The sequence below is a fragment of the Streptomyces sp. NPDC006208 genome (genome assembly GCF_040613775.1).
GTDB lineage: Bacteria > Actinomycetota > Actinomycetes > Streptomycetales > Streptomycetaceae > Streptomyces.
Genome location: NZ_JBEXSW010000006.1, coordinates 145,680 through 170,025 on the forward strand (window position 1 = coordinate 145,680; position 24,346 = coordinate 170,025).

Annotated in this window: 19 protein-coding genes, 1 tRNA gene and 1 pseudogene; 9 read left to right on the top strand and 12 right to left on the bottom strand. The window is 70.0% G+C overall.

The features are described from left to right. Positions 1 to 3: 3 nt before the first annotated feature. The 4 genes from efeB to ABZ208_RS06570 all read left to right on the top strand — a co-directional run bounded on the left by efeB (position 4) and on the right by ABZ208_RS06570 (position 4,918). Positions 4 to 1,245, top strand: a complete 1,242-nt coding sequence (gene efeB / locus ABZ208_RS06555) for an iron uptake transporter deferrochelatase/peroxidase subunit (RefSeq protein WP_356908445.1) — start codon at positions 4 to 6, stop codon at positions 1,243 to 1,245. A gap of 76 nt (positions 1,246 to 1,321) precedes the next feature. Then, positions 1,322 to 2,257: a prephenate dehydratase gene (gene pheA, locus ABZ208_RS06560; protein WP_356908446.1), complete on the top strand. Its 936-nt coding sequence runs from the start codon at positions 1,322 to 1,324 to the stop codon at positions 2,255 to 2,257. Between the two features lie 571 nt (positions 2,258 to 2,828). After that, on the top strand, positions 2,829 to 4,106 hold the full coding sequence (gene serS, locus ABZ208_RS06565) for a serine--tRNA ligase (RefSeq protein WP_328398922.1): 1,278 nt from the start codon (positions 2,829 to 2,831) through the stop codon (positions 4,104 to 4,106). Beyond that, complete coding sequence (locus tag ABZ208_RS06570) at positions 4,103 to 4,918, top strand: HAD family hydrolase (protein WP_356908447.1); 816 nt, start codon at positions 4,103 to 4,105, stop codon at positions 4,916 to 4,918. The genes serS and ABZ208_RS06570 overlap by 4 nt, the downstream gene beginning before the upstream one ends. Positions 4,919 to 5,020: 102 nt before the next feature. Here ABZ208_RS06570 and ABZ208_RS06575 read toward each other — a convergent pair. From ABZ208_RS06575 to ABZ208_RS06600, 6 genes are all read right to left on the bottom strand, one after another. Continuing rightward, positions 5,021 to 5,110: transfer RNA gene (locus ABZ208_RS06575), tRNA-Ser, on the bottom strand. A 254-nt stretch (positions 5,111 to 5,364) separates the two neighbouring features. Beyond that, positions 5,365 to 6,054: a hypothetical protein gene (locus ABZ208_RS06580; RefSeq protein WP_356908448.1), complete on the bottom strand. Its 690-nt coding sequence runs from the start codon at positions 6,052 to 6,054 to the stop codon at positions 5,365 to 5,367. Positions 6,055 to 6,339: 285 nt separating this feature from the next. Further along, entirely contained in the window at positions 6,340 to 7,059 is a 720-nt protein-coding gene (locus ABZ208_RS06585; RefSeq protein WP_356908449.1) for an ABC transporter permease subunit, read from the bottom strand. A gap of 24 nt (positions 7,060 to 7,083) precedes the next feature. Further along, positions 7,084 to 7,995 (bottom strand): ABC transporter ATP-binding protein, encoded by a 912-nt coding sequence (locus ABZ208_RS06590; protein ID WP_356908450.1) that lies wholly within the window; start codon positions 7,993 to 7,995, stop codon positions 7,084 to 7,086. Then, on the bottom strand, positions 7,992 to 8,888 hold the full coding sequence (locus ABZ208_RS06595) for an ABC transporter permease (protein WP_356908451.1): 897 nt from the start codon (positions 8,886 to 8,888) through the stop codon (positions 7,992 to 7,994). The genes ABZ208_RS06590 and ABZ208_RS06595 overlap by 4 nt, the downstream gene beginning before the upstream one ends. Beyond that, a complete protein-coding gene (locus ABZ208_RS06600; RefSeq protein WP_356908510.1) occupies positions 8,885 to 9,850 on the bottom strand; it encodes an ABC transporter ATP-binding protein in 966 nt (321 codons plus the stop codon). Before ABZ208_RS06600 ends, ABZ208_RS06595 begins: the two co-directional genes overlap by 4 nt. 217 nt (positions 9,851 to 10,067) lie before the next feature. Between ABZ208_RS06600 and ABZ208_RS06605 the strand changes: the two genes are divergently transcribed. The 4 genes from ABZ208_RS06605 to ABZ208_RS06620 all read left to right on the top strand — a co-directional run bounded on the left by ABZ208_RS06605 (position 10,068) and on the right by ABZ208_RS06620 (position 14,394). Next, positions 10,068 to 10,916, top strand: a complete 849-nt coding sequence (locus ABZ208_RS06605; protein WP_356908452.1) for a M24 family metallopeptidase — start codon at positions 10,068 to 10,070, stop codon at positions 10,914 to 10,916. Further along, on the top strand, positions 10,913 to 12,682 hold the full coding sequence (locus ABZ208_RS06610; protein ID WP_356908453.1) for an SDR family oxidoreductase: 1,770 nt from the start codon (positions 10,913 to 10,915) through the stop codon (positions 12,680 to 12,682). The genes ABZ208_RS06605 and ABZ208_RS06610 overlap by 4 nt, the downstream gene beginning before the upstream one ends. Before the next feature lie 56 nt (positions 12,683 to 12,738). Beyond that, positions 12,739 to 13,680 carry a MerR family transcriptional regulator gene (locus ABZ208_RS06615; protein ID WP_356908511.1) on the top strand — a complete coding sequence of 314 codons (942 nt, stop codon included), beginning with the start codon at positions 12,739 to 12,741 and terminating at the stop codon, positions 13,678 to 13,680. 144 nt (positions 13,681 to 13,824) lie between these two features. Continuing rightward, positions 13,825 to 14,394, top strand: coding sequence for an RNA 2'-phosphotransferase (locus ABZ208_RS06620; RefSeq protein WP_356908454.1), 570 nt, complete (start codon positions 13,825 to 13,827; stop codon positions 14,392 to 14,394). Between the two features lie 102 nt (positions 14,395 to 14,496). Here ABZ208_RS06620 and ABZ208_RS06625 read toward each other — a convergent pair whose 3' ends face one another. After that, a complete protein-coding gene (locus tag ABZ208_RS06625; protein ID WP_356908455.1) occupies positions 14,497 to 15,396 on the bottom strand; it encodes an LLM class flavin-dependent oxidoreductase in 900 nt (299 codons plus the stop codon). A 95-nt stretch (positions 15,397 to 15,491) separates the two neighbouring features. Between ABZ208_RS06625 and ABZ208_RS06630 the strand changes: the two genes are divergently transcribed. Continuing rightward, positions 15,492 to 16,364, top strand: a complete 873-nt coding sequence (locus ABZ208_RS06630; protein ID WP_356908456.1) for a Cof-type HAD-IIB family hydrolase — start codon at positions 15,492 to 15,494, stop codon at positions 16,362 to 16,364. 15 nt (positions 16,365 to 16,379) lie between these two features. Here the strand turns inward: ABZ208_RS06630 and ABZ208_RS06635 are convergent, their stop codons facing one another. The 5 genes and pseudogenes from ABZ208_RS06635 to ABZ208_RS06655 form a co-directional block, all read right to left on the bottom strand. Next, the gene (locus tag ABZ208_RS06635; protein WP_356908457.1) at positions 16,380 to 17,426 is read right to left on the bottom strand and encodes a peptidoglycan DD-metalloendopeptidase family protein; all 1,047 of its coding nucleotides are present in this window, start codon (positions 17,424 to 17,426) and stop codon (positions 16,380 to 16,382) included. Between the two features lie 175 nt (positions 17,427 to 17,601). Continuing rightward, positions 17,602 to 17,811: pseudogene (locus ABZ208_RS06640) on the bottom strand (histidine kinase); the annotation flags it as partial. Positions 17,812 to 18,067: 256 nt separating this feature from the next. Continuing rightward, entirely contained in the window at positions 18,068 to 21,649 is a 3,582-nt protein-coding gene (gene cydD / locus ABZ208_RS06645) for a thiol reductant ABC exporter subunit CydD (RefSeq protein WP_356908458.1), read from the bottom strand. A 6-nt stretch (positions 21,650 to 21,655) separates the two neighbouring features. Continuing rightward, positions 21,656 to 22,657: a cytochrome d ubiquinol oxidase subunit II gene (gene cydB, locus ABZ208_RS06650; RefSeq protein ID WP_356908459.1), complete on the bottom strand. Its 1,002-nt coding sequence runs from the start codon at positions 22,655 to 22,657 to the stop codon at positions 21,656 to 21,658. Between the two features lie 23 nt (positions 22,658 to 22,680). Next, on the bottom strand, positions 22,681 to 24,189 hold the full coding sequence (locus ABZ208_RS06655) for a cytochrome ubiquinol oxidase subunit I (RefSeq protein ID WP_356908460.1): 1,509 nt from the start codon (positions 24,187 to 24,189) through the stop codon (positions 22,681 to 22,683). Positions 24,190 to 24,346 lie beyond the last annotated feature (157 nt).

Below are 24,346 nucleotides of genomic sequence, written 5' to 3' on the forward strand. Positions count from 1 at the left end.
CCCGTGAGCGACATCGACATCTCCCGGCGGCGCCTGCTCGGCACCATGGGTGCCGCAGGCGCGGCCGGGCTGGCGCTCGGCGCCGCCGGGTCGTCCGCGGTGCATGCCGCCACCCGCGAAGAGGCGCCCACCACGCTGGCGACCGTCGGCTCCACCGGCATCACCTTCCACGGCACGCACCAGGCAGGCATCACGGACCCGCAGCAGGCCCACGGCCATCTGGTCGCGCTCGATCTCGCGCCGGGTGCCGGGCGCAAGGAGGCCGCCGCACTCATGCGGCGCTGGTCCGCGCTGGCCGCCGAGCTGATGGAGGGCCGGTCGGCCCCCGACGGCGACACCGGCGTCGCCCTGGACGCGGGCCCTTCCTCGCTGACCGTCACTTTCGGTTTCGGCCGCACCTTCTTCGACCGTACGTCCCTGGTGGACCGGCGGCCGCCACAGCTGGATCCGCTGCCGGCGTTCTCCTCGGACCACTTGGATCCGCGCCGCTCGGACGGGGACCTGTGGGTGCAGATCGGCGCGGACGACGCGCTGGTCGCCTTCCACGCGCTGCGGGCGATCCAGAAGTCCGCCGGCGCCGCGGCCCGGGTGCGCTGGCAGATGAACGGCTTCAACCGCTCACCGGGCGCCACGGCGCGGCCGATGACCGCCCGCAATCTGATGGGGCAGATCGACGGCAGCGGCAATCCGAAGCCGTCGGAGCCCGACTTCCGGCAGCGGATCTTCGTGCCGGCGAGGACGCCCGAGGCCGAGTACGCGTGGATGGCCGGTGGCTCGTACGCCGTCGTGCGCCGTATCCGGATGCTCCTCGACGACTGGGAGAAGCTGACACTGGCGAAGCAGGAGCAGGTGATCGGGCGGCGCAAGTCCGACGGCGCACCGCTGACCGGCGGCACCGAGATGTCCGAGCTCGCGCTCGACAAGGCGGGCCCGGACGGGAAGCCCGTCGTCCCGCTCAACGCCCATGCCCGTATCTCCGCCCCGGAGCAGAACGGCGGCGCCGCGATGCTGCGCAGGCCGTTCTCCTTCCACGACGGCATCGGCACGGACGGCACACCCGACGCGGGGCTGCTGTTCGTCTGCTGGCAGGCCGACCCACTGAGCGGTTTCGTGCCGGTGCAGCGCAAGCTCGACCGGGGCGATGCGCTGTCTGCATTCATCCGGCACGAGTCGAGCGGACTGTTCGCGGTGCCGGGCGGGCCGGCGAAGGGCGAGTACGTGGGGCAGCGGCTGCTCGAGGCCTGAGCGCCGGCGGCATACGGTCCGCGCCCTGAGCCCACGGCAGGAATCGGGGATGCGCACGGCCCATTAGGGTGACGGTATGTCGGCCACGCGCTTCACCTATCTCGGTCCAGAGGGCACCTTCACCGAAGCCGCCCTGCGCACTCTCCCGGAAGCCGCCACCCGCGAGCTCGTCCCGATGGTCTCCGTACCCGCGGCGCTCGACGCCGTGAGGGCCGGCGAGGCCGCCGCGGCCCTCGTGCCGATCGAGAACTCCGTGGAGGGTGGCGTGACCGCCACCCTCGACGAGCTGGCGTCGGGCGAGCCGCTGATGATCTACCGCGAGGTGCTGCTGCCGATCGCGTTCGCCCTGCTGGTGCGCCCCGGTACCCCGCTCTCCGAGGTGAAGACGGTGACCGGCCATCCGGTGGCGCAGCCGCAGGTGCGCAACTGGCTGGGGGCGAATCTGCCGGACGCGCTGTGGGAGTCGGCGGCGTCGAACGCCGACGGTGCGCGGCTGGTGCAGGAAGGCCGCTACGACGCCGCGTTCGCCGGCGAGTTCGCGGCCGCCACCTACGGACTCGAACCCCTGGTCACCGAGATCCACGACGCGGAGAACGCGGAGACCCGCTTCGTCCTGGTGGGGCGCCCGGCCCGGCCCGCGGCACCCACGGGCGCGGACAAGACGTCCGTGGTGATCTGGCTGGGCGACGATCACCCGGGTGCACTGCTGGAGCTGCTCCAGGAGTTCGCCGTGCGCGGGGTGAACCTGATGCTGATCCAGTCCCGGCCGACGGGTGCGGGCATCGGCAATTACTGCTTCGCGGTCGACGCCGAGGGGCACATCTCGGACCGGCGCGTCGGCGAGGCGCTGATGGGGCTGAAGCGGATCTGCCCGAAGGTGCGCTTCCTCGGTTCGTATCCGCGGGCCGGGGTCGCGGTGGCGGATGTACGGCCGCTGCGGTCCGGGACCTCGGACGCAGAATTCACGGCCGCGTCGGACTGGCTGGCACGCTGCCAGGACGGCCGGGCCTGAGGCTGAGCGAGCCGGTCCTACCTGCAGATTTTCGTTATCCACAGAACTTGTCCACAGGCACGCTTCTCGACCTGGGGACAAGTCGACAACACAATGCCGCATGGTCGACAAATCGTCCCAGTGGCCCCACTTCCGTCCACAGCGACCCAGGCCGGCCGCGGTCGGCCACTGTCACCTCAATTCCATTGATCAACCCTTTGAGGTGAGGAATTCCCACCCGAATGAGCCTGTCAGGCGGGTTTGGGCTGGGAATCCTTCGCGATGCATACGGCTTTCGGAATGATCACTTCCACAATCCACAGATCCCTCACACAGGCTGTGGATAACTTTGCGAAGCGGCGCAACCCTGTGGACAAGGCCCGTCAAGTCCCGCCCCCCGCAAGGGCTGTGGATCTTGGTTGAATCAACACAGATGTGCGCCGCATGCCCCATTCCGGCGAATGGGCGGCCCACCCCGGTGATCACCGGGCGAATTGCCCGCCCAGTTTTCCAATTCCGGCAATTCGGGCAAAGCGACACGCACTGCGATATCGGGTGGGGTGGCCCGAGTCGGCACCGGTAGCCTGGTGGGGTGATTGACCTTCGCCTGCTTCGTGAGGACCCCGACCGTGTTCGCGCCTCCCAGCGCGCCCGTGGAGAGGACGTCGACCTGGTCGACGCGCTGCTCTCCGCCGATGAGCGGCGCAGGTCGTCCGGCGTCCGCTTCGACGAACTCCGCTCCGAGCAGAAGTCGCTCGGCAAGCTCATCCCCAAGGCCTCGCCGGAAGAGCGCGCCGAGCTGCTGAAGAAGGCGGAGCAGCTGAAGACCGACGTCAAGGCCGCCGACGCCGAGCAGAACGAGGCCGACGAGGAGACCCGCCGGCTGCTGCTCCGGCTGGGCAACGTGGTCCACCCGGACGTCCCGGTCGGCGGCGAGGAGGACTTCGTCGTCCTGGAGACGCACGGCACCGTCCGCGACTTCGGCGCCGAGGGCTTCGAGCCCAGGGACCACCTGGAGCTCGGCGAGGCGCTGGGCGCCATCGACGTCGAACGCGGCGCGAAGGTCTCGGGCTCGCGCTTCTACTACCTGACGGGTGTCGGCGCGCTGCTCGAGCTCGCGCTCGTCAACGCGGCGATCGCGCAGGCCACCGAGGCCGGCTTCATCCCGATGCTGACCCCGGCCCTGGTCCGCCCGCGCGCCATGGAGGGCACCGGCTTCCTCGGCCAGGCCGCGGAGAACGTGTACCACCTGGAGAAGGACGACTACTACCTGGTCGGCACGTCCGAGGTTCCGCTCGCCGCGTACCACATGGACGAGATCATCGACGCCGACAAGCTCCCGCTGCGGTACGCCGGCTTCTCGCCGTGCTTCCGCCGCGAGGCCGGCACGTACGGCAAGGACACGCGCGGCATCTTCCGGGTGCACCAGTTCGACAAGGTCGAGATGTTCTCGTACGTCGCCCCCGAGGACGCCGAGGCCGAGCACAAGCGGCTCCTGGACTGGGAGAAGCAGTGGCTGACCAGCCTCGAGCTGCCCTTCCAGGTGATCGATGTCGCCACCGGCGACCTGGGCGCATCCGCCTCGCGCAAGTACGACTGCGAGGCGTGGATCCCGACCCAGGGCAAGTACCGCGAGCTGACCTCTGCCTCGAACTGCGACGGCTTCCAGGCGCGACGCCTGTCGGTCCGTATGCGCGAGGGGAAGAAGGTGCAGCCGCTGGCGACCCTGAACGGCACGCTCTGCGCGGTGCCGCGCACGATCGTGGCCCTGCTCGAGAACCACCAGCTCGCCGACGGTTCGGTGCGGGTGCCCGAGGCACTGCGCCCGTATCTCGGGGGACGAGAGATCCTGGAGCCGATCTCCAAGTGAGCCCCGGCCCCTTCCCTTACAGACTTGTCGCGACCGATCTCGACGGCACACTGCTGCGTGACGACGAGACGATCTCCCGGCGCACACGCGACGCGCTCGCCGCGGCCACCGCGGCGGGCGCCGCGCACATCGTCGTCACCGGTCGGGGCGTGCCCTGGACCCGGCACATCCTGGACGACCTGGGGTACGACGGGATCGCGGTGTGCGGGCAGGGCGCGCAGGTCTATCACGCGGGCGAGCGCCGGCTGCTGACCTCGCTGACGCTGGACCGGCAGCTGGCCGGGCTGGCGCTCGCCAAGATCGAGGCGGAGATCGGGCCGCTCGCGGTGGCCGCGAGCCGGGACGGCCTGCACGGCGACGTGCTGATAGGACCGGGGTACCGGGTGCAGGAAGGCCCGCTCCCCTATCTGCCGTACAAGGACCCGTCCGAACTGTGGGCGGCGCCGCTCACCAAGCTCTACATCCAGCACGCCGACCTCGACGACGACGCGCTGGCGCAGACCGCCCGGCGGATCGTCGGAAGCCTCGTCGACATCGTGGTGGCCGGCCCCGGGATCGTGGAGGTCCTGCCGCTGGGGCTCAGCAAGGCGACCGGCCTCTCGCTCGCGGCGCGACGACTGGGCCTGCGTGCTGCGGACACGATCGCGTTCGGGGACATGCCGAACGACATCCCCATGTTCGGCTGGGCGGCCCACGGGGTGGCCATGGCCAATGCCCACGACGAACTGAAGGCCGTGGCCCACGAGATCACGGCGTCGAACGAGCACGACGGCATCGCGTTGGTCCTGGAACACCTGCTGGCAGGCGGCTGAAGCCGTCGGGGGCGCTCGCGCCTCACAGGGCCGAACCGGGGCAGGGGACCCCAGCCTTCCCCCATGGCCCTTCGGGCATGGGAGGTATTTCAAAGGGCCACGCGGAGGATGCGCGGATCGAACGCGCGCGGGGGTCAGTGTGCCCCGACGACGACTTAGCAGGTCGCTGCCTTACCACTCGGCCAATCCTCCGGGAGGGGGCGGCCCGCGCAGACGCGCGCTCGAAGCGGCCGCCCCCTGGGCAGCCGCTCCGGCGGCCGTAGGAGTGTGATGACTACTCCATGGCCTGCCTGATGGCGCCCCGACGGGAGCTCGACGGACTCGGACTCGAATCCTGGGTCATCGTCGTTCTCCTCTCCCGGTCGTCGAGCCGGTCGCACTGGTGTGCTGCACCGGCTCAACCACTGTCCCGCGGCAGGGAGTTCCCCGCCACTGAATTTCCGTCGTCAGCGACGCCTACGACGTCGCAGACTCCTCAGCTGACGGGCGACGTCGTCTATCCTGGCGTCCATCCGGCACATGTCGCCGGACAGTTCGCACAGCCGGTTGCTCATCGCTCCGACGACCCGGTTGGTGGCGTCCAGCCGCTGATCGAGACTGTCGAGCCGCTGCGACATCCGGTTCAGCACCGGCCCGAGCTCCTGGAGCGCCGTACCGACGCCGGCGAGACAGTTCTCGACGTTGGTGACGCGCCGGTCGAGCGATGCGTAGCCCTCGCGCCACCCCTCCTCAGCGTCGAGCAGGTAGGTGCGCACGCACCGGGCGATGTCGCTGTCGCGAAGAAGCATGGCGATGTTGAGCACCGCGCGACGCGTGAAGAGGGTCAGGCTGGAGCGGCGCTGTGGATAACTTCCCTCACCCTCGGATGAGAGTGACAAGTTGTCCCTCTGATATTCACCCAGGTCAGAGCCACGAAGGATCTGCATTCCGCCCTGGGTGAGCTCATCCCGATGCCTCTGGGTCAACTTCTTGATGACCTCTGTGGATACTTCGAAGTAGCGCGCGACCCCCTCTGTGGATACGTGCACACCGTCCGGGAGCATGACAAGCGCCTTCACCTTGTCGAGTACTTCGACCCGACCCGCGTGCTCGACGCGCATTGCCCTCGACTCGAGCAGGGCGACTTCCGTTGGCATGGAGATGCCTTCCGTACGTGAACCGATACTGGACGGCCCTCTCCCCGGGCACAGGGGTGGAGATCGGCTCACGGTGCTCTCTGCTCAATGACCGGCCCGGACGTCGTTCCTGTCGCCCCGGCACCGGCAATCCCCGACTTCACGAACGCTCGACGCCACTGACTCCCATTGCCTCCACGCACGGTGGACAACGAGCCGATAAACGTACAGTTACGCGATACGCGTCGGCCCCCGCCCTCAGAGGGCAGGGGCCGACACCACGATCCAGACCGGACGACTCGCCGCCTACTCCTCGCCGGCGAGCTTCAGCACCCGTAGCTTCTGGCCCGCGTACCACGTCGCCGCGACCGTCACCACGGCCAGCAGCACCGATGCCACCGGCAGGCCGACGTCCGAGCTGACCATGTCCCCGCCCGCGACCTTCTCGGCGACCGACAGCGCCCACTGCTGGACGCTCAGCGTGCGCGCCCCGGCGACCAGGCTGCCGAAGAGGGACTCCCACACCAGGGCGTAGACCAGCCCGATGACCACCGCATGGCGGCTGACCGTGCCCAGCAGCAGGAACAGCGCGCTGTACGCGATCGAGGCGACCAGCGCCGCGACCGTGTAGGCCACCGCCACCTGCTGGCCGTTGCCGTTGAGGATGAACCCCGCGATGAAGGTGGGGAGCGCCGAGAACGCCATGGTCACGGCGATGGCCACGGTCAGCTTGGTGACGATGATCGTCGGCCGCTTCACGGGCTTGGCCAGCAGATAGACGATCGAGCCGTCGTCGATCTCCGGTCCGATCGCGCCCGTACCGGCGATCACACCGATCAGCGGCACCATGGTGGCAAGCGCGAACCCGCCGAGTACATCGGCGGCCACCTGGTCGTCGACACCGTTGAACGCGCGCACCGCGCCCGCGATGACCAGCAGGAGCGCCGGCAGCACGAACAGGATCGCGGCCCGGCGACGGCCGAGCAGCGCCCGGTAGGTGAGCCGGGCGACTGTGGGGTCGTACATCGCTGACAGCTCCTTTCAGGCCGCTCAGGCCGCTACGAGGTAGGAGAAGACGGATTCGAGGGACTCGTCGGACGGTGAGACCGTCAGCAGCCGGATGGAGTGCTCGCGCGCGACGCGCGGCAGCAGCTCGGTGAACCGGCCGAAGTCCACGGCCTGGATGCGCAACGCGCCCTCGGCGAGGTCCACTTCGATGCCGGCCGTTGACGGGTCGGCGATCAGCGCCGCGGCGAGCGCGCGGTCGTCGGAGGACCGTACGAGATAGCGGTGCGGGCGGTCCGTCATCAGCCGGCGGATCCGGCGGAAGTCGCCGCTCGCCGCGTGGCGCCCGGCGACGATCACCTCGATGTGGGAGGCCAGTTGCTCGACCTCCTCCAGGATGTGGGAGGAGAACAGGACCGTACGGCCCTCGGCGCCCATGCGCCGCAGCAGATCCATCAGCTGCATGCGCTGCCGCGGGTCCATGCCGTTGAACGGCTCGTCGAGGAGCAGCACGGACGGCTCGTGGACCAGCGCCGACGCCATCTTCACGCGCTGGCGCATGCCCTTGCTGTACGTGGCGATCTTGCGGTCCTGGGCGTACTCCATCTCCACCGTGGCCAGCGCCTTCTGTGCCTCGGCCTTGCCCAGGCCGTGCAACTCGGCGTTGGCGACGACGAATTCGCGCCCGGTGAGGAAGTCGTACATCGCCTCGCGCTCGGGGACGATGCCGATGTGCTGGTAGATCTGTTCGTTGCGCCAGATCTGCTGACCGTCGAGGGTGACGGTTCCCGTCGAGGGCGCGAGGAACCCGGCCATCATGTTGATGAGCGTGGACTTGCCGGCGCCGTTCGGGCCGAGCAGGCCGGTGACACCGGGGCCGACGGTCATCGTGACGTCGTTGACGGCCACCACGTTGCCGAACCAGCGCGAGGTGTGCTCGATGTGGATGGTGGTCACAGCCCGACCTTCCGGTAGCGGCGCATGAGGACGGCGTACGAGCCGGTGATCAGCGCGAGGGCGACAGCGAGGTAGAGCGCTCCGACACCCGCGCCCGGGGCCACGGCGCTGCCGCCGGGGAAGGCGGAGGACGCGCCGAGGAACGCGGTCTGCACGCCGTCGATCAGAGTGATCGGCGAGAAGAGGCCGAACCACTGGACGGCGTCCGTGGCCCCGGTTTCGAACGCGATCGCCTGGATGGTGGAAACCGCGCCGTAGCTGATGGTGAGGGTCGCGATGACGGCGGCCACACCGAACCCGCGGCGGGGGGTGAGCGCGGCCATCACCAGACCGAGCCCGCCGAAGAGGACCGAGAGGAGAGCCACGGACACCAGTCCTTGTGCGAAGCCCTTGGTCTGGTCGGCGAAGTCCATCTTCGCCAGCAGCGACCCGATGTAGAGGACGAGCAGCGGCGCGGCCGTGAGGACGAAGAGTGCCGAGGACATCGCGCAGTACTTGGCAAGGACGTAGTCCGTGCGCTCGATGGGCCGCGAGAAGTAGAGCGGAACGGTCTTGAAGCGCAGGTCGCGGGAGACCGATTGCGGGGCCTGGGCGGCCAGGAACAGCCCGATGACCGCCTGGAGGTAGATCGCGTACGAGGTGTACTCGATCGGCAGGTCCTTGAGCTTCGTGCTGACGGCGACCGCCACGATGATCGCCGCGGGGACGCACATCACGGCGAAGAGGATCATCGGCAGCACCTTGGACTTGGCGCTGCGGCCCAGTCCGTAGGCGCCCCGCAGCGACTGCGAGTAGAGCGAGCGGCGCGCATAGGCACGGCCGAGGCGTGCTCCGTCGTAGTTGCGGTACCCGATGTTGTGGATGCGTGTCGTCTCGGGGGTCTGCGTGCTCATCGAGCCGGCACCTCCATGGGCTGGGCCGCGGCCTGCGGGCGGAAGACCTCCGCGATGTGGTGGCGGCGCTGTTCCATCCGCACCAGACCGAGACCGAGGCCGGCCACGGTGTCGCGGACGATGTCGTACGTCTCCTCGCCGGTCGCCTCCAGCAGCAGGATGTGGCCCGCGCCGGGCAGCCCGTCCTCCTGGCCGGCGTGCAGGGTCACGCCGGCCGCGACGAGGGCCTCGCGCAGCGCCGCCGTGCCGTCGGGGTGCGTGTCGGAGTCGGTGACCTCGACCGCGAGGGTCGTGGTGATCTGGGTGAAGTCGCTGGTGGAGCTGGAGCGCAGCAGAGTGCCGCCGTCGATGACGACGACATGGTCACAGGTGCGCTCGAGCTCGCCGAGCAGGTGCGAGGTGACCAGGACCGATATACCGAAGTCGGTGTGGACACGGCGGATCAGGCCGAGCATCTCGTCGCGGCCGACCGGGTCGAGTCCGTTGGTCGGCTCGTCGAGCAGGACCAACTGCGGGTCGTGGACCAGGGCCTGCGCCAGCTTGACGCGCTGTTTCATGCCGGTCGAGTAGCCGCCGATGGGCCGGTACCGCTCCTCGTACAGCCCGACATGGCGCAGGGTGTCCGCGGTGCGCTCACGGGCGGCCGTAGCGGGAAGCCCCGACATGCGCGCCATATGGACGACGAACTCGGTGGCCGACACATCGGGCGGCAGGCAGTCGTGCTCCGGCATGTAGCCGACGCGCTCACGGATCTCGGCGCCGCTGGTCGCGACATCGAGCCCGAGCACCGCGGCGCGGCCTTCCGTGGCGGGGGACAGACCCAGCAGGATCTTGATCAACGTGGACTTGCCGGCTCCGTTGGCGCCCACCAGGCCGGTCACACCGGGGCCGATGTCCAACGAGAGCCGGTCAAGCGCGGTCACCCTCGGGAACCGCTTGCTCAGGCTTTCGGTCGCGATCACAGTCACGTTTCGAAGGTAGTGGCGTACGGCACACGTGGCGTCAGCCCAGGGGCCCGGTCGGTGTCCGACTCCAGAGGTACGGACCCGTAAGGGGTCTGCGACCGAAGTACACCGTGGACTCAGGGGCTACGTGCACACCTCTTGACGTAGCCGCCGGGCATTGTCACATTCATCAGTGGCACATTACGCACAGGTACCACTCATGGGACGGAGTGGCATGACCCCAGCAGTGGCAAGCGAACTGACCGCGGAACTACGGGGGTTCAGGGAAGTCCAGCGCCTCGCCTACGCCTGTGCGGAGGCGGTCGCGGCGCAGCTCAAGCCCGGCGTGACGGAGCGCGAGGCGGCACGGATGCAGCGCGAGTGGCTGCGCGAGCGCGGTGTGCGGGACTGGTTCCATCTGCCGTTCGCCTGGTTCGGGGACCGCACGGCCTTCACCGGCTTCCGGGTGCCGCTCCAGTTCTTCCCGACCAACAGGGTCCTTGAGGCGGGCATGCCGTTCATCCTCGACATGGCCCCCGTCCACAACGGCTTCACCGCGGACATCGGCTACTCGGGCTGTCTGGGCCCGAGCCCCCTGCACGACAAGCTGCTCGCCGACCTCGAGGCGCACCGCGAGCTGATCCTGCGCGAGGTACGGGAGCGGCGCTCGCTGCGCGCGATCTACGAGGACGTGGACCGGCTCATGGTCCGCCAGGGGTACGCCAACCGGCATCGCGCCTACCCGTTCGGGGTGATCGCACACAAGGTCGACCGGGTCAGGGAGCGCCGCTGGTCCCCACGGCTCTTCGGGTTCGGTACGCAGTCGCTCAAGGGGCTGGCCTCCGACGCACTGCACGGCCACCGCGAGGGCTGGTCGCCGCTGTGGAGCCCGTACAGATTCTCCGACCACCCGCCCCGGCCCGGACTGTGGGCGGTCGAGCCGCACCTCGGTTTCCGGGGGACGGGCGCGAAGTTCGAGGAGATCCTGGTGGTCACCGACTCCAGGGATCCGGAGCAGAGTGCGTTCTGGCTGGACGACGATCTGCCGCATGTGCGGCGCTGGGCGGAGGAGAGGTCGGCGTGAGTCTCAAGGGGGCGCGCGAGCGCTGGGTGCGTACGGGCGGGATCGACCTGTGCGTGGCCGAGCTGGGCGACGAGAGCCGGCCGACCGTGCTGCTGGTGCACGGCTATCCGGACAGCAAAGAGGTCTGGTCACAGGTCGCTGCCCGGCTGGCCGACCGTTTCCATGTGGTGCTGTACGACGTCAGGGGGCACGGCCGCTCCACCGCGCCCCTCCCGCTGCGCGGCGGCTTCACCCTGGAGAAGCTGACGGACGACTTCCTGGCGGTCGCCGATGCGGTGAGCCCCGACCGGCCGGTGCATCTGGTCGGCCACGACTGGGGGTCGGTGCAGTCGTGGGAGTTCGTCACCGTCGAGCGCACCGAGGGCCGGATCGCTTCCTTCACCTCGATGTCCGGGCCGTCCCTCGACCATTTCGGGCACTGGATCAAGCAGCGGATCTCCCGGCCGACGCCCCGCAGGGTCGGCCAGCTCCTCGGCCAGGGCGCCAAGTCCTGGTACGTGTACATGCTGCACACCCCGGTACTGCCCGAGCTCGCCTGGCGCGGGCCGCTGGGCAGGCGCTGGCCGAAGATCCTGCAACGCGTGGAGAAGGTGCCGTCCGGTGACTACCCCACGGCCTCGCTGCCCCAGGACGCCGCGCACGGGGCCTGGCTCTACCGGGACAATGTCCGTGCGCGGCTGCGGCGGCCGCGCACGGATGCGTATGCGCATGTGCCGGTCCAGCTGATCACACCGACCGGGGACGCCTTCCTCTCCGAGCGGCTCTACGACGACCTGGACACCTGGGTCCCCCGGCTGACGCGGCGCACACTGCCGGCCAAGCACTGGGTGCCGCGCACCCGGCCGGACCAGCTGGCGGCCTGGATCGGCGAGTTCGTCACGGCGCACGAGGACAGGCCGGCCGGGACGTCCGCGCCGTCGTCCGTTCCCCGGGGGGCCCACGCCGAGCGGTTCGGCGGGCAGCTCGTCCTGGTGACGGGAGCGGCCAGCGGGATCGGGCGGGCCACCGCGTTCGCGTTCGCCGAGGCGGGTGCGCGCGTCGTGGTCGTCGACCGGGACGGGGAGGGCGCCGCGCGCACAGCGGAGATGTGCCGGCTGATCGGCGCGCCCGGGGCGTGGGCGGAGCAGGTGGACGTCAGCGACGAGCAGGCGATGGAGAAACTCGCCGAGAAGGTCGCCGCCGAGCACGGCGTGGTGGACGTACTGGTCAACAACGCAGGGATCGGAGTGTCGGGCTCGTTCCTCGACACCGGCTCCGAGGACTGGAAGAAGGTCCTGGACGTCAATCTGTGGGGCGTCATCCATGGCTGCCGGCTGTTCGGCAGGCAGATGGCCGAGCGCGGGCAGGGCGGCCACATCGTCAACACCGCCTCCGCGGCGGCGTTCCAGCCCTCCCGGATGCTGCCCGCGTACAGCACCTCCAAGGCGGCGGTGCTGATGCTCAGCGAGTGTCTGCGCGCCGAGCTGGCAGACCAGGGCATCGGTGTCTCCGCCATATGCCCCGGCATCGTGAACACCAACATCACCGCCACGACGCGCTTCGCGGGTGCGGACGAGACCGAGGAGAAGCGCCGGCAGCAGCGGTCCACCCGGCTGTACGGGCTGCGCAACTACCCGCCGGAGAAGGTCGCCGACGCGATCCTGCGGGCGGTCGTGCACAACCGGGCCGTCGTGCCGGTGACACCCGAGGCGAGGACAGTGCACTTCCTGTCACGGTTCGCGCCGAAGGCGCTGCGGGCGATCGCCCGGGTGGAGCCACGGCTGTGAGCCGGGGGCGGCCCGCAGGGGAGGGGGCGGGACAGTCCGCCGGCGAGGGGGCCGGGCTGTCCGGGCAGTCGGTCGTCGAGTACCGGATCGAGGATCTCGCGCATCGCAGCGGTGCCACGGTCCGGACGATCCGCGCCTACCAGGACCGTGGACTGCTGCCCAGGCCTGAACGGCGCGGCCGTTCCAACGTGTACGGCTCCGCCCACCTCACCCGGCTGCGGCAGATCGCCGATCTGCTCGACCGCGGCTACACCCTGGCCTCGATCAAGGAGCTGCTGGAGGCCTGGGACGCGGGGCGCGGGCTCGGCGGGGTGCTCGGACTCGTGGCCGAGGTGCAGGGTCCGTGGACCGACGAGGAGCCGAGCCGCATTTCCCGCGCCGAGCTGGACGCGAGGTTCGGCGGGGCTCCGGACGAGGACGCACTGGCCGAGGCGGTGGAACTCGGAGTACTGGAGCGCATCCCCGGGCGGAGCGACGAGTTCCTCGTTCCGAGCCCTCAAGAGCTCTCGGTGGCTGCCGAGTTGTATGCGGCGGGTGTCCCTCTGCCGGCAATCTCCGGACATCTGCGCGAACTTCGCGGCCAGGTCGAGCACATCGCCTCGCGTTTCCTGGAGTTCACCACCGAGCATGTCTTCGCGCGCTATCTGGAGCACAGGCCGCCCACGGACGCGGATGCGGCGGAAGCGGCGGCTCTGGTCCGGCGGCTCCGTCCGCTCGCGCAACAGACCGTGGACGCCGAACTTGCCCGGGCCATGCGGACGTTCGCCACGCGGCACCTGCAACACCATCTGGGTGCGAAGGGGCGGCCGTCGGTCGCCGCTGAGGCCCGTCCGGTGACGCTTCCCGCTCGGACAATGCAGGCCGTCCAGGCTCTTGTCGGCGAACAGAACGCCGCCGCGTTCATCGCCGCGGCGACCGAACGTGAGCTCCAGGCCCGGACGTTGGACTCCCTCACCTCAACCTGGGAAGCTCCGGAGCCATTTGACCAAAAGCCATGAATCACAGGCTTGTTGTCCACAGATTCGCCAATTCCCCTGTGGATAACTCCAGTTGGCTGTGGATCAAACCTGAGAGCCAACTTTTTCTGCGAACCGGGATTTATTGCGGTGGCGCCGGCGATGCCGGCCGGGCACTCTGGCGGAATGAACGCAAGACCCGATACCACGCCCGACGAGCGGCGGACCGTCAAGGTGTCGAAGTACCTCTCGAAGCATCTACGCCATCAGCCGGACCGGATCGGCATCACCCTCGATCCGAACGGCTGGGTGCCGATAGACGAGCTGATGCATGCGGCCGCCCGGCACGGCTTCACCTTCACCCGCGCCGAGCTCGACCATGTGGTCGCCGTCAACGACAAGCGGCGCTTCACCATCGACGGCGCCCGTATCCGGGCCAATCAGGGCCACACCGTCGAGGTCGACCTGGACCTGCCCCAGGCGGAACCGCCCGAGTACCTGTACCACGGCACCGGCCCCCGCAGCCTGGACGCGATCCGCGCCGAGGGCCTGCGCCCCATGAACCGCCACGACGTGCATCTGTCACCCGACCGCGAGACCGCGACCCGGGTCGGGGCCCGCCGCGGCCGGCCGGTCGTCCTGTCCGTACGGTCGGGCGCGATGCACCGGGCAGGCCATGTCTTCCAGGTGAGTGCCAACGGGGTCTGGCTCACCTCCGCCGTGCCGCCCCAGTACATCAGCTTCCCGACGTCGTAGCGACGGGCCACGAGGCCCCCATGGAACCCCGCACGAGGAGCAGCCACCAACGACCCCCGCCTTGACCAGGCCCAGGGCGGTCAGGCGGCGCGACGGCGTCCCTCAGCCGCCCAGCCGGGCCAGGGCCTCGGTCGCGATCTGTTCGAAGACGGCCTGGTCAGCGGCGAAGTCCGAGTCGGGGATGGGCGCGTGAACGACGATCTCGGTGATGCCCAGCTCGAAGTGCCTGCCCGCGAAGTCGACGAAGGCTTCCAGTGACTCCAGCGGCCGGCCGCGGTCCGGAGTGAATCCGGTGAGCAGGATCTTGTCCATCTCGGACGCGTCCCGGCCGATGTCGGCGCAGGCCTTGCCGAGCTTGTCCATCTGGTCGCGGACAGCCTGACGGGACTGCTCGGGAGTGCCCGTCTCGAACAGCTTCGGATCACCCGTGGTCACCCACGCCTGACCGTGCCCGGCAGCGAGCTTCAGCCCGCGCGGACCGGTCGCGGCAACGGCGAACGGCAGCCGGGGCCGCTGCACGCAGCCGGGGATGTTGCGTGCCTCGACGGCCGAGTAGAAGGTGCCCTCGCAGGTCACGGAGGATTCGGTCAGCAGCCGGTCGAGCATCGGCACGAACTCGGCGAAGCGGTCGGCCCGCTCGCGCGGCGTCCAGGCCGCCTGGCCCATGGCCGTCGCGTCGAAGCCCGTACCGCCGGCGCCGATGCCGAGCGTGATCCGCCCGCCCGAGATGTCGTCGAGCGAGATCAGATCCTTGGCCAGGGTCACCGGGTGCCGGAAGTTCGGCGAGGTGACCAGGGTGCCCAGCCGCAGCCGCTCGGTGACGGCCGCCGCAGCGGTCAGCGTCGGCACCGCGCCGTACCAGGGCCCGTCACGGAAGGATCGCCACGACAGGTGGTCATACGTGTACGCGGTGTGGAAACCGAGCTGCTCGGCACGCAGCCACTCATCGCGGCCGCCTTGGTGCCAGGCGCGGACAGGAAGGATCACGGTGCTCAAACGCATGTCATCGAGCCTACGTCCCCCGCGCCCATGCCCTTCCCCACTCAGATGTGCGGACAGCCGCACGCACGTGCGGCACGGTACGGGAGAATGGATCAGTGACCTCAGCTACCGATACCCGCCCCCTGCCCGCCGGCCCCCGGCTGATCGCCACCGACCTCGACGGCACCCTGCTGCGCGACGACAAGTCCGTGTCGGACCGGACCATCGCCGCTCTCGCCGCCGCGGAGGAGGCCGGCATCGAGGTCTTCTTCGTCACCGGCCGGCCCGCCCGCTGGATGGATGTGGTCAGCGACCATGTCCACGGCCACGGCCTGGCCATCTGCGCGAACGGCGCGGCGGTCGTGGATCTGCACGCGGGAGGAGAACTGCTTCAGGTCCGTGACCTGCCGCGGGAGACCGCCCTGGAGGTCGTACGCACCCTGCGCGACGCCGCCCCCGGCACCTCGTTCGCGGTCGAACTGACCACCGGCATCCACTACGAGCCGCACTACCCGCCGTTCCACCTCGACCCGGGCGCCACCGTCGCCCCCGCGGAGAAACTCCTGAGCGAGGAGCGGCCCGGCCAGGGGGCCCCGGTGCTCAAGCTGCTCGCCCAGCATCCCGAGCTGACGCCCGACGGCTTTCTCACCCTCGCCCGTACCGCCGCAGGGGAGCTCGCCTCCTTCACCCGCTCCAGCCCGACCGCGCTGCTGGAGGTCAGCGGACCGGGCGTGAGCAAGGCGAGCACGCTCGCGCTGTGCTGTGCGCAGCGCGGAATCTCCGCGGACGAGGTCGTGGCGTTCGGGGACATGCCCAACGATGTGGAGATGCTGACCTGGGCGGGGACTTCGTACGCGATGGGCAATGCCCACCCGGATGTGATCGCCGCAGCCTCCGGGCGGACGGTCGCCAACAACGAGGACGGTGTCGCCGTGGTCATCGAGCAGATCCTTGCGCGCCGGGCCGAGCGGCAGCGCCGACCCGCCTGATCCGCGGGCGCGGGCTCAGATGTACACCCCGCGCTCGCGCAGCCATTCCACCGGATCCACCGCGGAGCCCAGGTACGGCGTGAGCCGCGCCTCGAAGTGCAGGTGCGGCCCCGTCGAGTTACCGGTGGTGCCCGCCTGGCCGATCCACTGCCCGGCACGCACCTGCTCGCCCTGGTCGACGGTGACGGATGCCAGATGGGCGTACTGCGAGTAGTAGCCGTCCGAGTGCTGGACCACGATCTCGATACCGAAGCCGCCGCCGCAGATGACCGACACCACCCGGCCGGACCCGACCGAGCGCACCGGCGCGCCGATGCCCACCGCGAAGTCCTGTCCGGTGTGCCGGCGCGCCCAGTGGTCCCCCGTGCTGTCGAACCCGGCGGACAGGGAGTACTTCGCCACCGGCGTCACCCACTTGAGCCCCCGCGGTACACCTCCGGGCTGCTCCAGCCGCACGGCACCCGCGCAGGCGCCCGCCGCAGCGCTGCGATTCGCCTCCCCCTGCAGCTGCCACTGAGCGGTCTCCAGCTTGCTCTCGATGCCACCCTTGATCTCGGCCAGCTCTGCGCTGCGCCGGTCGAGGTCGCGCCAAGCGGCCCGGGCCTTGCCCTCCGCCACCGCCACACGCTGTTCGGCCTGCTTCGCCCGGCGCAGCAGCCGGTTGACCGCCGTCTCCGCCTGCCGTGCCACCCGACGTGCCCGCAGCAGCTCTTCAGGGCTGTCGGCGAGGAGCAGCGCCGCAGCCTGCACGAGCGGGCTGCCGGTGCGGTACTGCTCGCGGGCGATGCCGCCGATGGCGTCGTGGAGAGTGCCGAGCGCGTGCCGCCGCCGTGACAGCCGCTCCTCGAGCCCCTCGGCCGTGGCGCGCTGGGCCTCGGCCGCGCGCCTGCCCTGCTCGTACCGCTCGGTCGCCTTGGCCGCCTCTGCGTACAGCCGCGCCACGGTGATGCTGGTGGGCGGTTGCGGTCCGTCGGACGCGGCGGCGGTGGGTGCTGCCGTACCGAGGAGCGCGCACAGCAGCACCGGGATGAGCAGCAGCCGGTCGCGGTGTCGATAGCGCATCAACGGATCGTCACCCGGAGCCGGTGCGAATCCCGGGACCGCTGCGGTGTCGTACGGCCACCTGGCCCAGTGGCCGCCACGGCTCGGTCCACAACGACACCCGTGACGCCTGCGGCAGGGCAACACAGCGCTGTCGCACCGGCTCCGTCGTTCCCGATGCCGGGCCGCAGCCGCCGCAGCCGCCCAGCGACACGGCCCGGCAGGCCACGTTGCGCATTCCGCTGCGCCTGCCGTCCTGCGGGATGCCCACTCCGTCGTCCACCACGGTCAGGCGTAAGCCGTCGGTGCCGTCAGGGAGTTCCACGGTGGCATCGACGCCGACGATCCGGGACGCGTGCGCATGCCGGGAGACGTCGGACAGCACTTCGCGCAGCGCCGCGACGAGTTCCTGTCGGCGAGCTCGCCGACCATGCGCCCGCCTCGCCCGCCGGCAGTGGGGCGACAACCTGACTCTCCACCGGGATCACCGCCCCAGCAACGCTGCGGGCCGGTCGGAAGAGACCGCCACGATCTCCGGCCCACCGTCGCCGGCGGGCAACGAGCATGATTCCGCCGCCGAATCAGCGACCCTCCTCGGCGACGACGGACAGCGCCTCCTCCGCGTAGCCGCCGGAGACGAGAATGGTGGTGACGGCCCCGCTTCAGGCGGAAACCCGGGTGCTGAGCAGGTCCGCGGCCCGTTCCCGTTCCAGCATCCGCAGAAGCGGCCCGTCAGCTCCGGCGAGCTCCTCGTAGGGGCCGCGCTGCACACACCGCCCCTCCTCCAGCACCACGATCTCGTCGACGGCTTCCAGGCCGCGGAGCCGGTGGGTGATCAGCACGGTCGCCACGCCCTCGGCAGAGCGCTCCTCGCTCGCCGCCAGCAGATCGGCGGTGAGCGCATCGGCGGTGGCGAGGTCGAGATGCTCGGCCGGCTCGTCGAGCACCAGCACCGGGAAGCGGGCCAGCAGTGCGCGCGCGAGGGCCAGCCGCTGGCGCTGGCCACCGGACAGATGCGCCCCGTGCTCGCCGACCAGGCTGTCCAGCCCGTCGGGCAGCGCGTCGACCCACTCCAGCAGCCGGGCGTCGGCAAGTGCCCGGCGCAGCTCCTCCTCCGAGGCTCCGGTGTGGGCGAGCCGCAGGTTCTCCCGCAGGGAGCTGTCGAAGAGGTGGGCGTCCTGTGCGCACAGCCCCACGAAACGGCGCACCGCGTCACCGTCCAGTGCCGCGGCGTCCGCTCCGCCGATCGTGTAAGTCCCCGAGCGGGCGTCGAGGAACCGCAGCATCAGCTGAGCGAGCGTCGTCTTTCCCGATCCGGACGATCCGACCACCGCGATCCGCTTGCCGGGCGTCAGGGTGAGATCGATCCCGTCGAGCGCGTTCCGCTCCTGGCCCGGGTATCGGGCACAGATCCCGTTCAGGGTCAGCGGGAACGCCGTGCCGGGGGCGGCGGCCGGGTGCTGCGGCTCGTGCACCGGCACGGGCGCATCCAGCACCTCGTACACCCGCTCGGCGCTGCGCCTGACCCGTCGGCGGTACTGCACGGCGAGCGGCAGTCCGGTGACGGCCTCGAACGCGGCGAGGGGCGTCAGCACGACGACCGCCAGACTGACCCCGTCGAGCCGCCCCTCCCGTACGGCCTGCACCCCGACGATCGCGGCAGCCACCACGGTCAGCCCGCACACCAGGGCGGACAGCCCGGAGCCGAGCGCCGTCGCGGCAGCACCCCTCGCCGCGATACGGGTCAGCCGCCGGTCCGCCTCACGTGCGCTTTCGAGCCGGCGCTTCAGCGCTCCGCCGACCGTCAACTCGGCCGCCCCACCGAGCAGATCGACGATACGGATCGCCAGCGTCCCTCGCGCGGGTGCCAGCCGGTTCTCGGCCTGTCGCGCGAAGGCCCCGCCGATCAGCGGTACGCCGACCCCTGCGGCAAGCAGGCCGGCGGCGAGGACCATCCCGGCCTCGGGCAGCAGCCACGACGTGAAGCCGACGGAGGCCGCCCCGACGACAGCAGCGGTCCCCGCGGGCAGCAGCCAGCGCAGCCAGTAGTCCTGCAGGGCGTCCACATCGGCGACAAGACGCGTCAGCAGATCCCCCCGCCGCGTGCGGCGCAGTCCGGCGGGCGCGATCCTCTCCAGCCGGCGGTAGACCGAAACCCGCATATCGGCGAGCATCCGTAGTACGGCGTCGTGCGACACGAGCCGCTCCGCGTACCGGAAGACCGCCCGCCCGATACCGAAGGCCCGGGTCGCCGTCACGGCCACCATCAGATGGAGCACAGGCGGCTGTTCGGCAGCGCGGGAGATCAGCCAGCCGGAGACCGCCATCAGCCCCACTGCGGATCCGAGCGCCAGACTGCCCAGTGCCAGCGCGAGGGCGAGCCGGCCGCGCACCTCTCCGGCGGCCGCCCGCACCCGCGCGAGCGGCGAGCGTGCAACCGTCGTGCGGGACTCCGCCGTGTGTGACTCCGACCTGTGGGCGGGCGCCGGCGGCATCCCTTCCGTCCCGGGCCGCGGGCCCGTTGCCTCGGTCGCGCCGTCTTCCGGGCGTACCGTTCCCGAGGACGCAGGCGGGCGACGGATGAGCGTGACCACCCGGTCCGCCACTGCGAGCAGCGCCGGCCGGTGCACGACCAGCAGCACGGTGCGCCCGCGAGCCAGCCGGCCCACCGCCTCGACAATGCCCGCCTCCGTCTCTCCGTCGAGCGCCGCCGTGGGCTCGTCGAGCAGAAGGATCGGCCGGTCCGCGAGGAACGCCCGGGCCAGCGCGAGCCGTTGCCGCTGTCCTGCCGAGAGCCCCGCACCGTCCTCCCCGAGCCACGTGTCCGCCCCCAGGGGGAGGGCGGCCACGAAGTCGTACGCGCCCGCGTCCCGCAGCGCCGCGTACACCGCCGCGTCGTCCGCGTCCGGCCGCGCCAGGCGGACGTTCTCCGCAATCGTCCCGGCGAAGAGATACGGCCGCTGGGGCACCCATGCGATCTGCTCCCGCCACCGTTCGGGATCGAGGTCGGCCAGGTCCGTACCGCCGATCCGCACCCGGCCGCCGGCCGGTTCGACAAAGCCCAGCAGCACATTCAGCAGCGTCGACTTCCCGGACCCGCTCTCCCCGATCAGCGCGACCGTCTCGCCGGGCTCCACCACCAGACAGGCCGCATCGAGCGAGACCTCGCTGCGCCCCGCATGCCGCACGGTCACCGCGTCGAGCTCCAGCCGGAGTGTGTCCGGCACCGGTCGCGTACCGGCCGGCGCCGGCTCGGCGGCCAGCACCTCGAAGATGTCCTCCGCGGCGGACAGCCCCTCCGCCGCGGCGTGGTACTGCGCCCCGACCTGGCGGATCGGCAGGTACGCCTCGGGCGCAAGGATCAGGATCACCAGCCCCGTGTACAGATCCAGCTCGCCATGAACCAGCCGCATGCCGATACCGACCGCCACCAGCGCCACCGACAGCGTGGAGAGCAGCTCCAGGGCGAACGAGGAGAGGAACGCGATCCGCAGGGTGCGCAGGGTCGCCTGCCGGTACTGGGTGGTGATGGCCCGGATCGACTCCGCCTGCGCCTTGGCCCTCCCGAACACCTTCAGGGTCGGCAGGCCCGCGACCACATCCAGGAAGTGCCCCGACAGCCGGGACAGCAGCCGCCACTGACGGTCCATCCGGGCCTGCGTCGCCCAGCCGATCAGCACCATGAACACCGGAATCAGCGGCAGCGTCACCACGATGACCGCGGCCGAGACCCAGTCCTCGGTCACGATCCGCGCCAGTACGGCGATCGGAACCACGACCGCCAGCCCCAGCTGCGGCAGATAGCGCGAGAAATAGTCGTCCAGCGCATCAATGCCTCGCGTGGCGAGCGCGACAAGCGACCCGGTCCCTCCCACAGCTCCGCGGACAGGGGAGACCCCGTGCCCGCCGAGCCAGCCCGGGCCCAGTTCGGCGGCCCGCTGCAGCAACCGCCCGCGCAGCTCCGACTTGACCGCGGCGCTGGCCCGGTGCGCGGCCAGTTCCGTCAGCCAGGACACGGCCCCTCGACCGAGGGCCACCGCAGCCAGCAGCGCCAGCGGCGTCGCGAGCGAAGTGGTGGAGAGTCCGCGCTGGAACGCGCCCACCACGACCTCGGCGATCAGCATCGCCTGAACGATGACCAGCGCCGCGCCGGCCAGCCCGAGGCCTACGACGGCGATCAGGAAGAGCCGGGTGGCTCGGGCGTACCGGAGGAGACGCGGGTCGATCGGTTTCACGTGAAACATCCCCCGCTAGTGCGCGTCGGCGATGTGCTGGGTGCCGATCCGCTTGCGGAACACCCAGTACGTCCAGCCCTGGTAGAGCATGACCAGCGGGGCGGCAATACCGGCGCACCAGGTCATGATCTTCAGGGTGTACGGGCTCGACGACGCATTGGTGACCGTCAGACTCCAGGCGTCATTGAGCGAGGACGGCATGACGTTCGGGAAGAGCGTGAGGAACAGCATCGCCACCGCTGCGGTGATGGTCACGCCCGACAGTGCGAACGACCAGCCCTCCCGCCCCGCCCTGATGGCCCCGACGGCCCCGACCAGCGCCGTCACCGCGACCATCATGGCCACCAGACTCGGGCCGTCGCCGAACGAGATCTGGGTCCACAGCAGAAAGACGAGCGCGAGAACGGCGGTGAGGAGTCCGAGCTTCAGCGCGAGCGCGCGGGCTCGGACCCTTATGTCCCCCACTGTCTTCAGCGCGGCGAACACCGTGCCGTGGAAGGTGAAGAGAGTGAGCGTCACCACTCCGCCCAGCAGCGCGTACGGGTTGAGGAGGTCGATGAAGGAGCCGACGTACTCCTTGTTCTCGTCGATCTTCACGCCGCGCACGATGTTGCCGAATGCGACACCCCACAGCAGGGCCGGCAGCAGGGACGTCCAGAAAATGGCGTGCTCCCAGTTGGTCTGCCAGCGCTCCTCGGTCCGCTTGTGCCGGTATTCGAAGGCGACCCCGCGCACGATCAGACAGACCAGGATGAGCAGCAGGGGGAGATAGAACCCGGAGAAGAGAGTGGCGTACCACTCCGGGAAGGCGGCGAAGGTCGCGCCGCCGGCGGTCAGCAGCCACACCTCGTTGCCGTCCCAGACCGGCCCGATGGTGTTGATCAGGACGCGCCGCTCGCTCCGGTCCCGGGCCAGCAGCTTGGTCAGGATGCCCACCCCGAAGTCGAATCCCTCAAGGAAGAAGTAGCCGATCCACAGGACGGCGATGAGTACGAACCAGACGTCATGGAGTTCCATGCCTCAGCAGCTCCTCAGCGGTCTCAGTACGAGAAGGCCATCGGCCGGTCGGCGTCACGGTCGTCGCCGCCGATCCTGGTGGGCGCGTTGCGGTCGGCATCGGTGAGCTCGGGCGGCCCGGCCTTGACGTACTTCACCAGCAGCCTGACCTCGATCACAGCGAGCACGGCGTAGAGCAGGGTGAAGACGGTCATCGAGGCGAGAACCTCGGCCTGGGAGACACCGGGGGAGACCGCGTCCCGGGTCCGCAGCACGCCGTACACGACCCAGGGCTGGCGGCCCATCTCCGTGAAGATCCAGCCCCAGGAGTTGGCGATCAGCGGGAACGCCGTGGTCCACAGCGCAACGAGCCAGTACCACTTGCTCAGCCGGGGGCTGAGCGCCTTGTTCCTGAAGAGGACCAGATGCGGGACCTCGTCCTCACCGGTCCTCAGCGCCGGCGGCATCAGGAACTTCCGGCGTGTCAGCCAGAGCCCGGCCATGCCGATGGCGAGGGACGCCATCCCGAAGCCGATCATCCAGCGGAATCCCCAGTACGCGACGGGGATGTTGGGCCGGTAGTCACCGGGGCCGAACTTCTCCTGCTCCGCCTTGTTGACGTCGTTGATGCCCGGGACGTACGAGTCGAAGTCGTCGTTGGCCAGGAAGGACAGCAGGCCGGGGATCTCTATGGCGACCTTGTTGTGGCCGGCGTCGACGTCCCCGTAGGCGAAGATCGAGAAGGGCGCGGGCGCCTCGCCGTCCCACAGCGCCTCGGCGGCTGCCATCTTCATCGGCTGCTGCTTGAACATGACCTTGCCGAGCAGATCGCCGCTGACGGCGGTGAGCAGACCGGCGACCGCGATGGTGACCAGCCCGAGCCGCAGCGAGCTGCGCATCACCGGGATGTGCTTCCTGCGGGCCAGGTGGAAGGCGGAGATGCCGGCCATGAAGGCACCGCCGACAAGGAAGGCGGCCGTCATGGTGTGGAAGAACTGCGTCAGCGCGGTGTTCTGGGTGAGCACCAGCCAGAAGTCGGTGAGTTCGGCCCGCCCTCGTTCCTCGTTGATCCGGTAGCCGACCGGGTGCTGCATCCAGGAGTTGGCCGCCAGGATGAAGTACGCGGACAGGACGGTGCCGATCGAGACCATCCAGATGCAGGCCAGATGGATCTTCTTCGGCAGCTTGTCCCAGCCGAAGATCCACAGTCCGATGAAGGTCGACTCGAAGAAGAACGCGATCAGTGCCTCGAAGGCGAGCGGAGCACCGAAGATGTCACCGACGAAGCGCGAGTAGTCGGACCAGTTCATACCGAACTGGAACTCCTGGACGATGCCGGTGACCACGCCCATCGCGATATTGATCAGGAAGAGCCTGCCCCAGAATTTGGTGGCCCTGAGGTACTTCTCCTTCTCCGTCCGCACCCAGGCGGTCTGCAGGCCGGCGGTGAGCGCGGCGAGCGAGATCGTCAGCGGGACGAAGAGGAAGTGGTAGACGGTGGTGATGCCGAACTGCCAACGCGCCAGGGTTTCCGGCGCCAGAGCCAGATCCACGTCGTCATCTCCTTACATCGCCGTGATCACAGCGCAGTGTGCCCCGCAGATTCCCCTGATTACGGAAGAAACCGGCAGCGCTTGTGAACGCGTTCACATTCACAAGCATTATGGCTCACCCCCGTGCGAGGCCATCGACCGGGGGTACCCCTTCAGC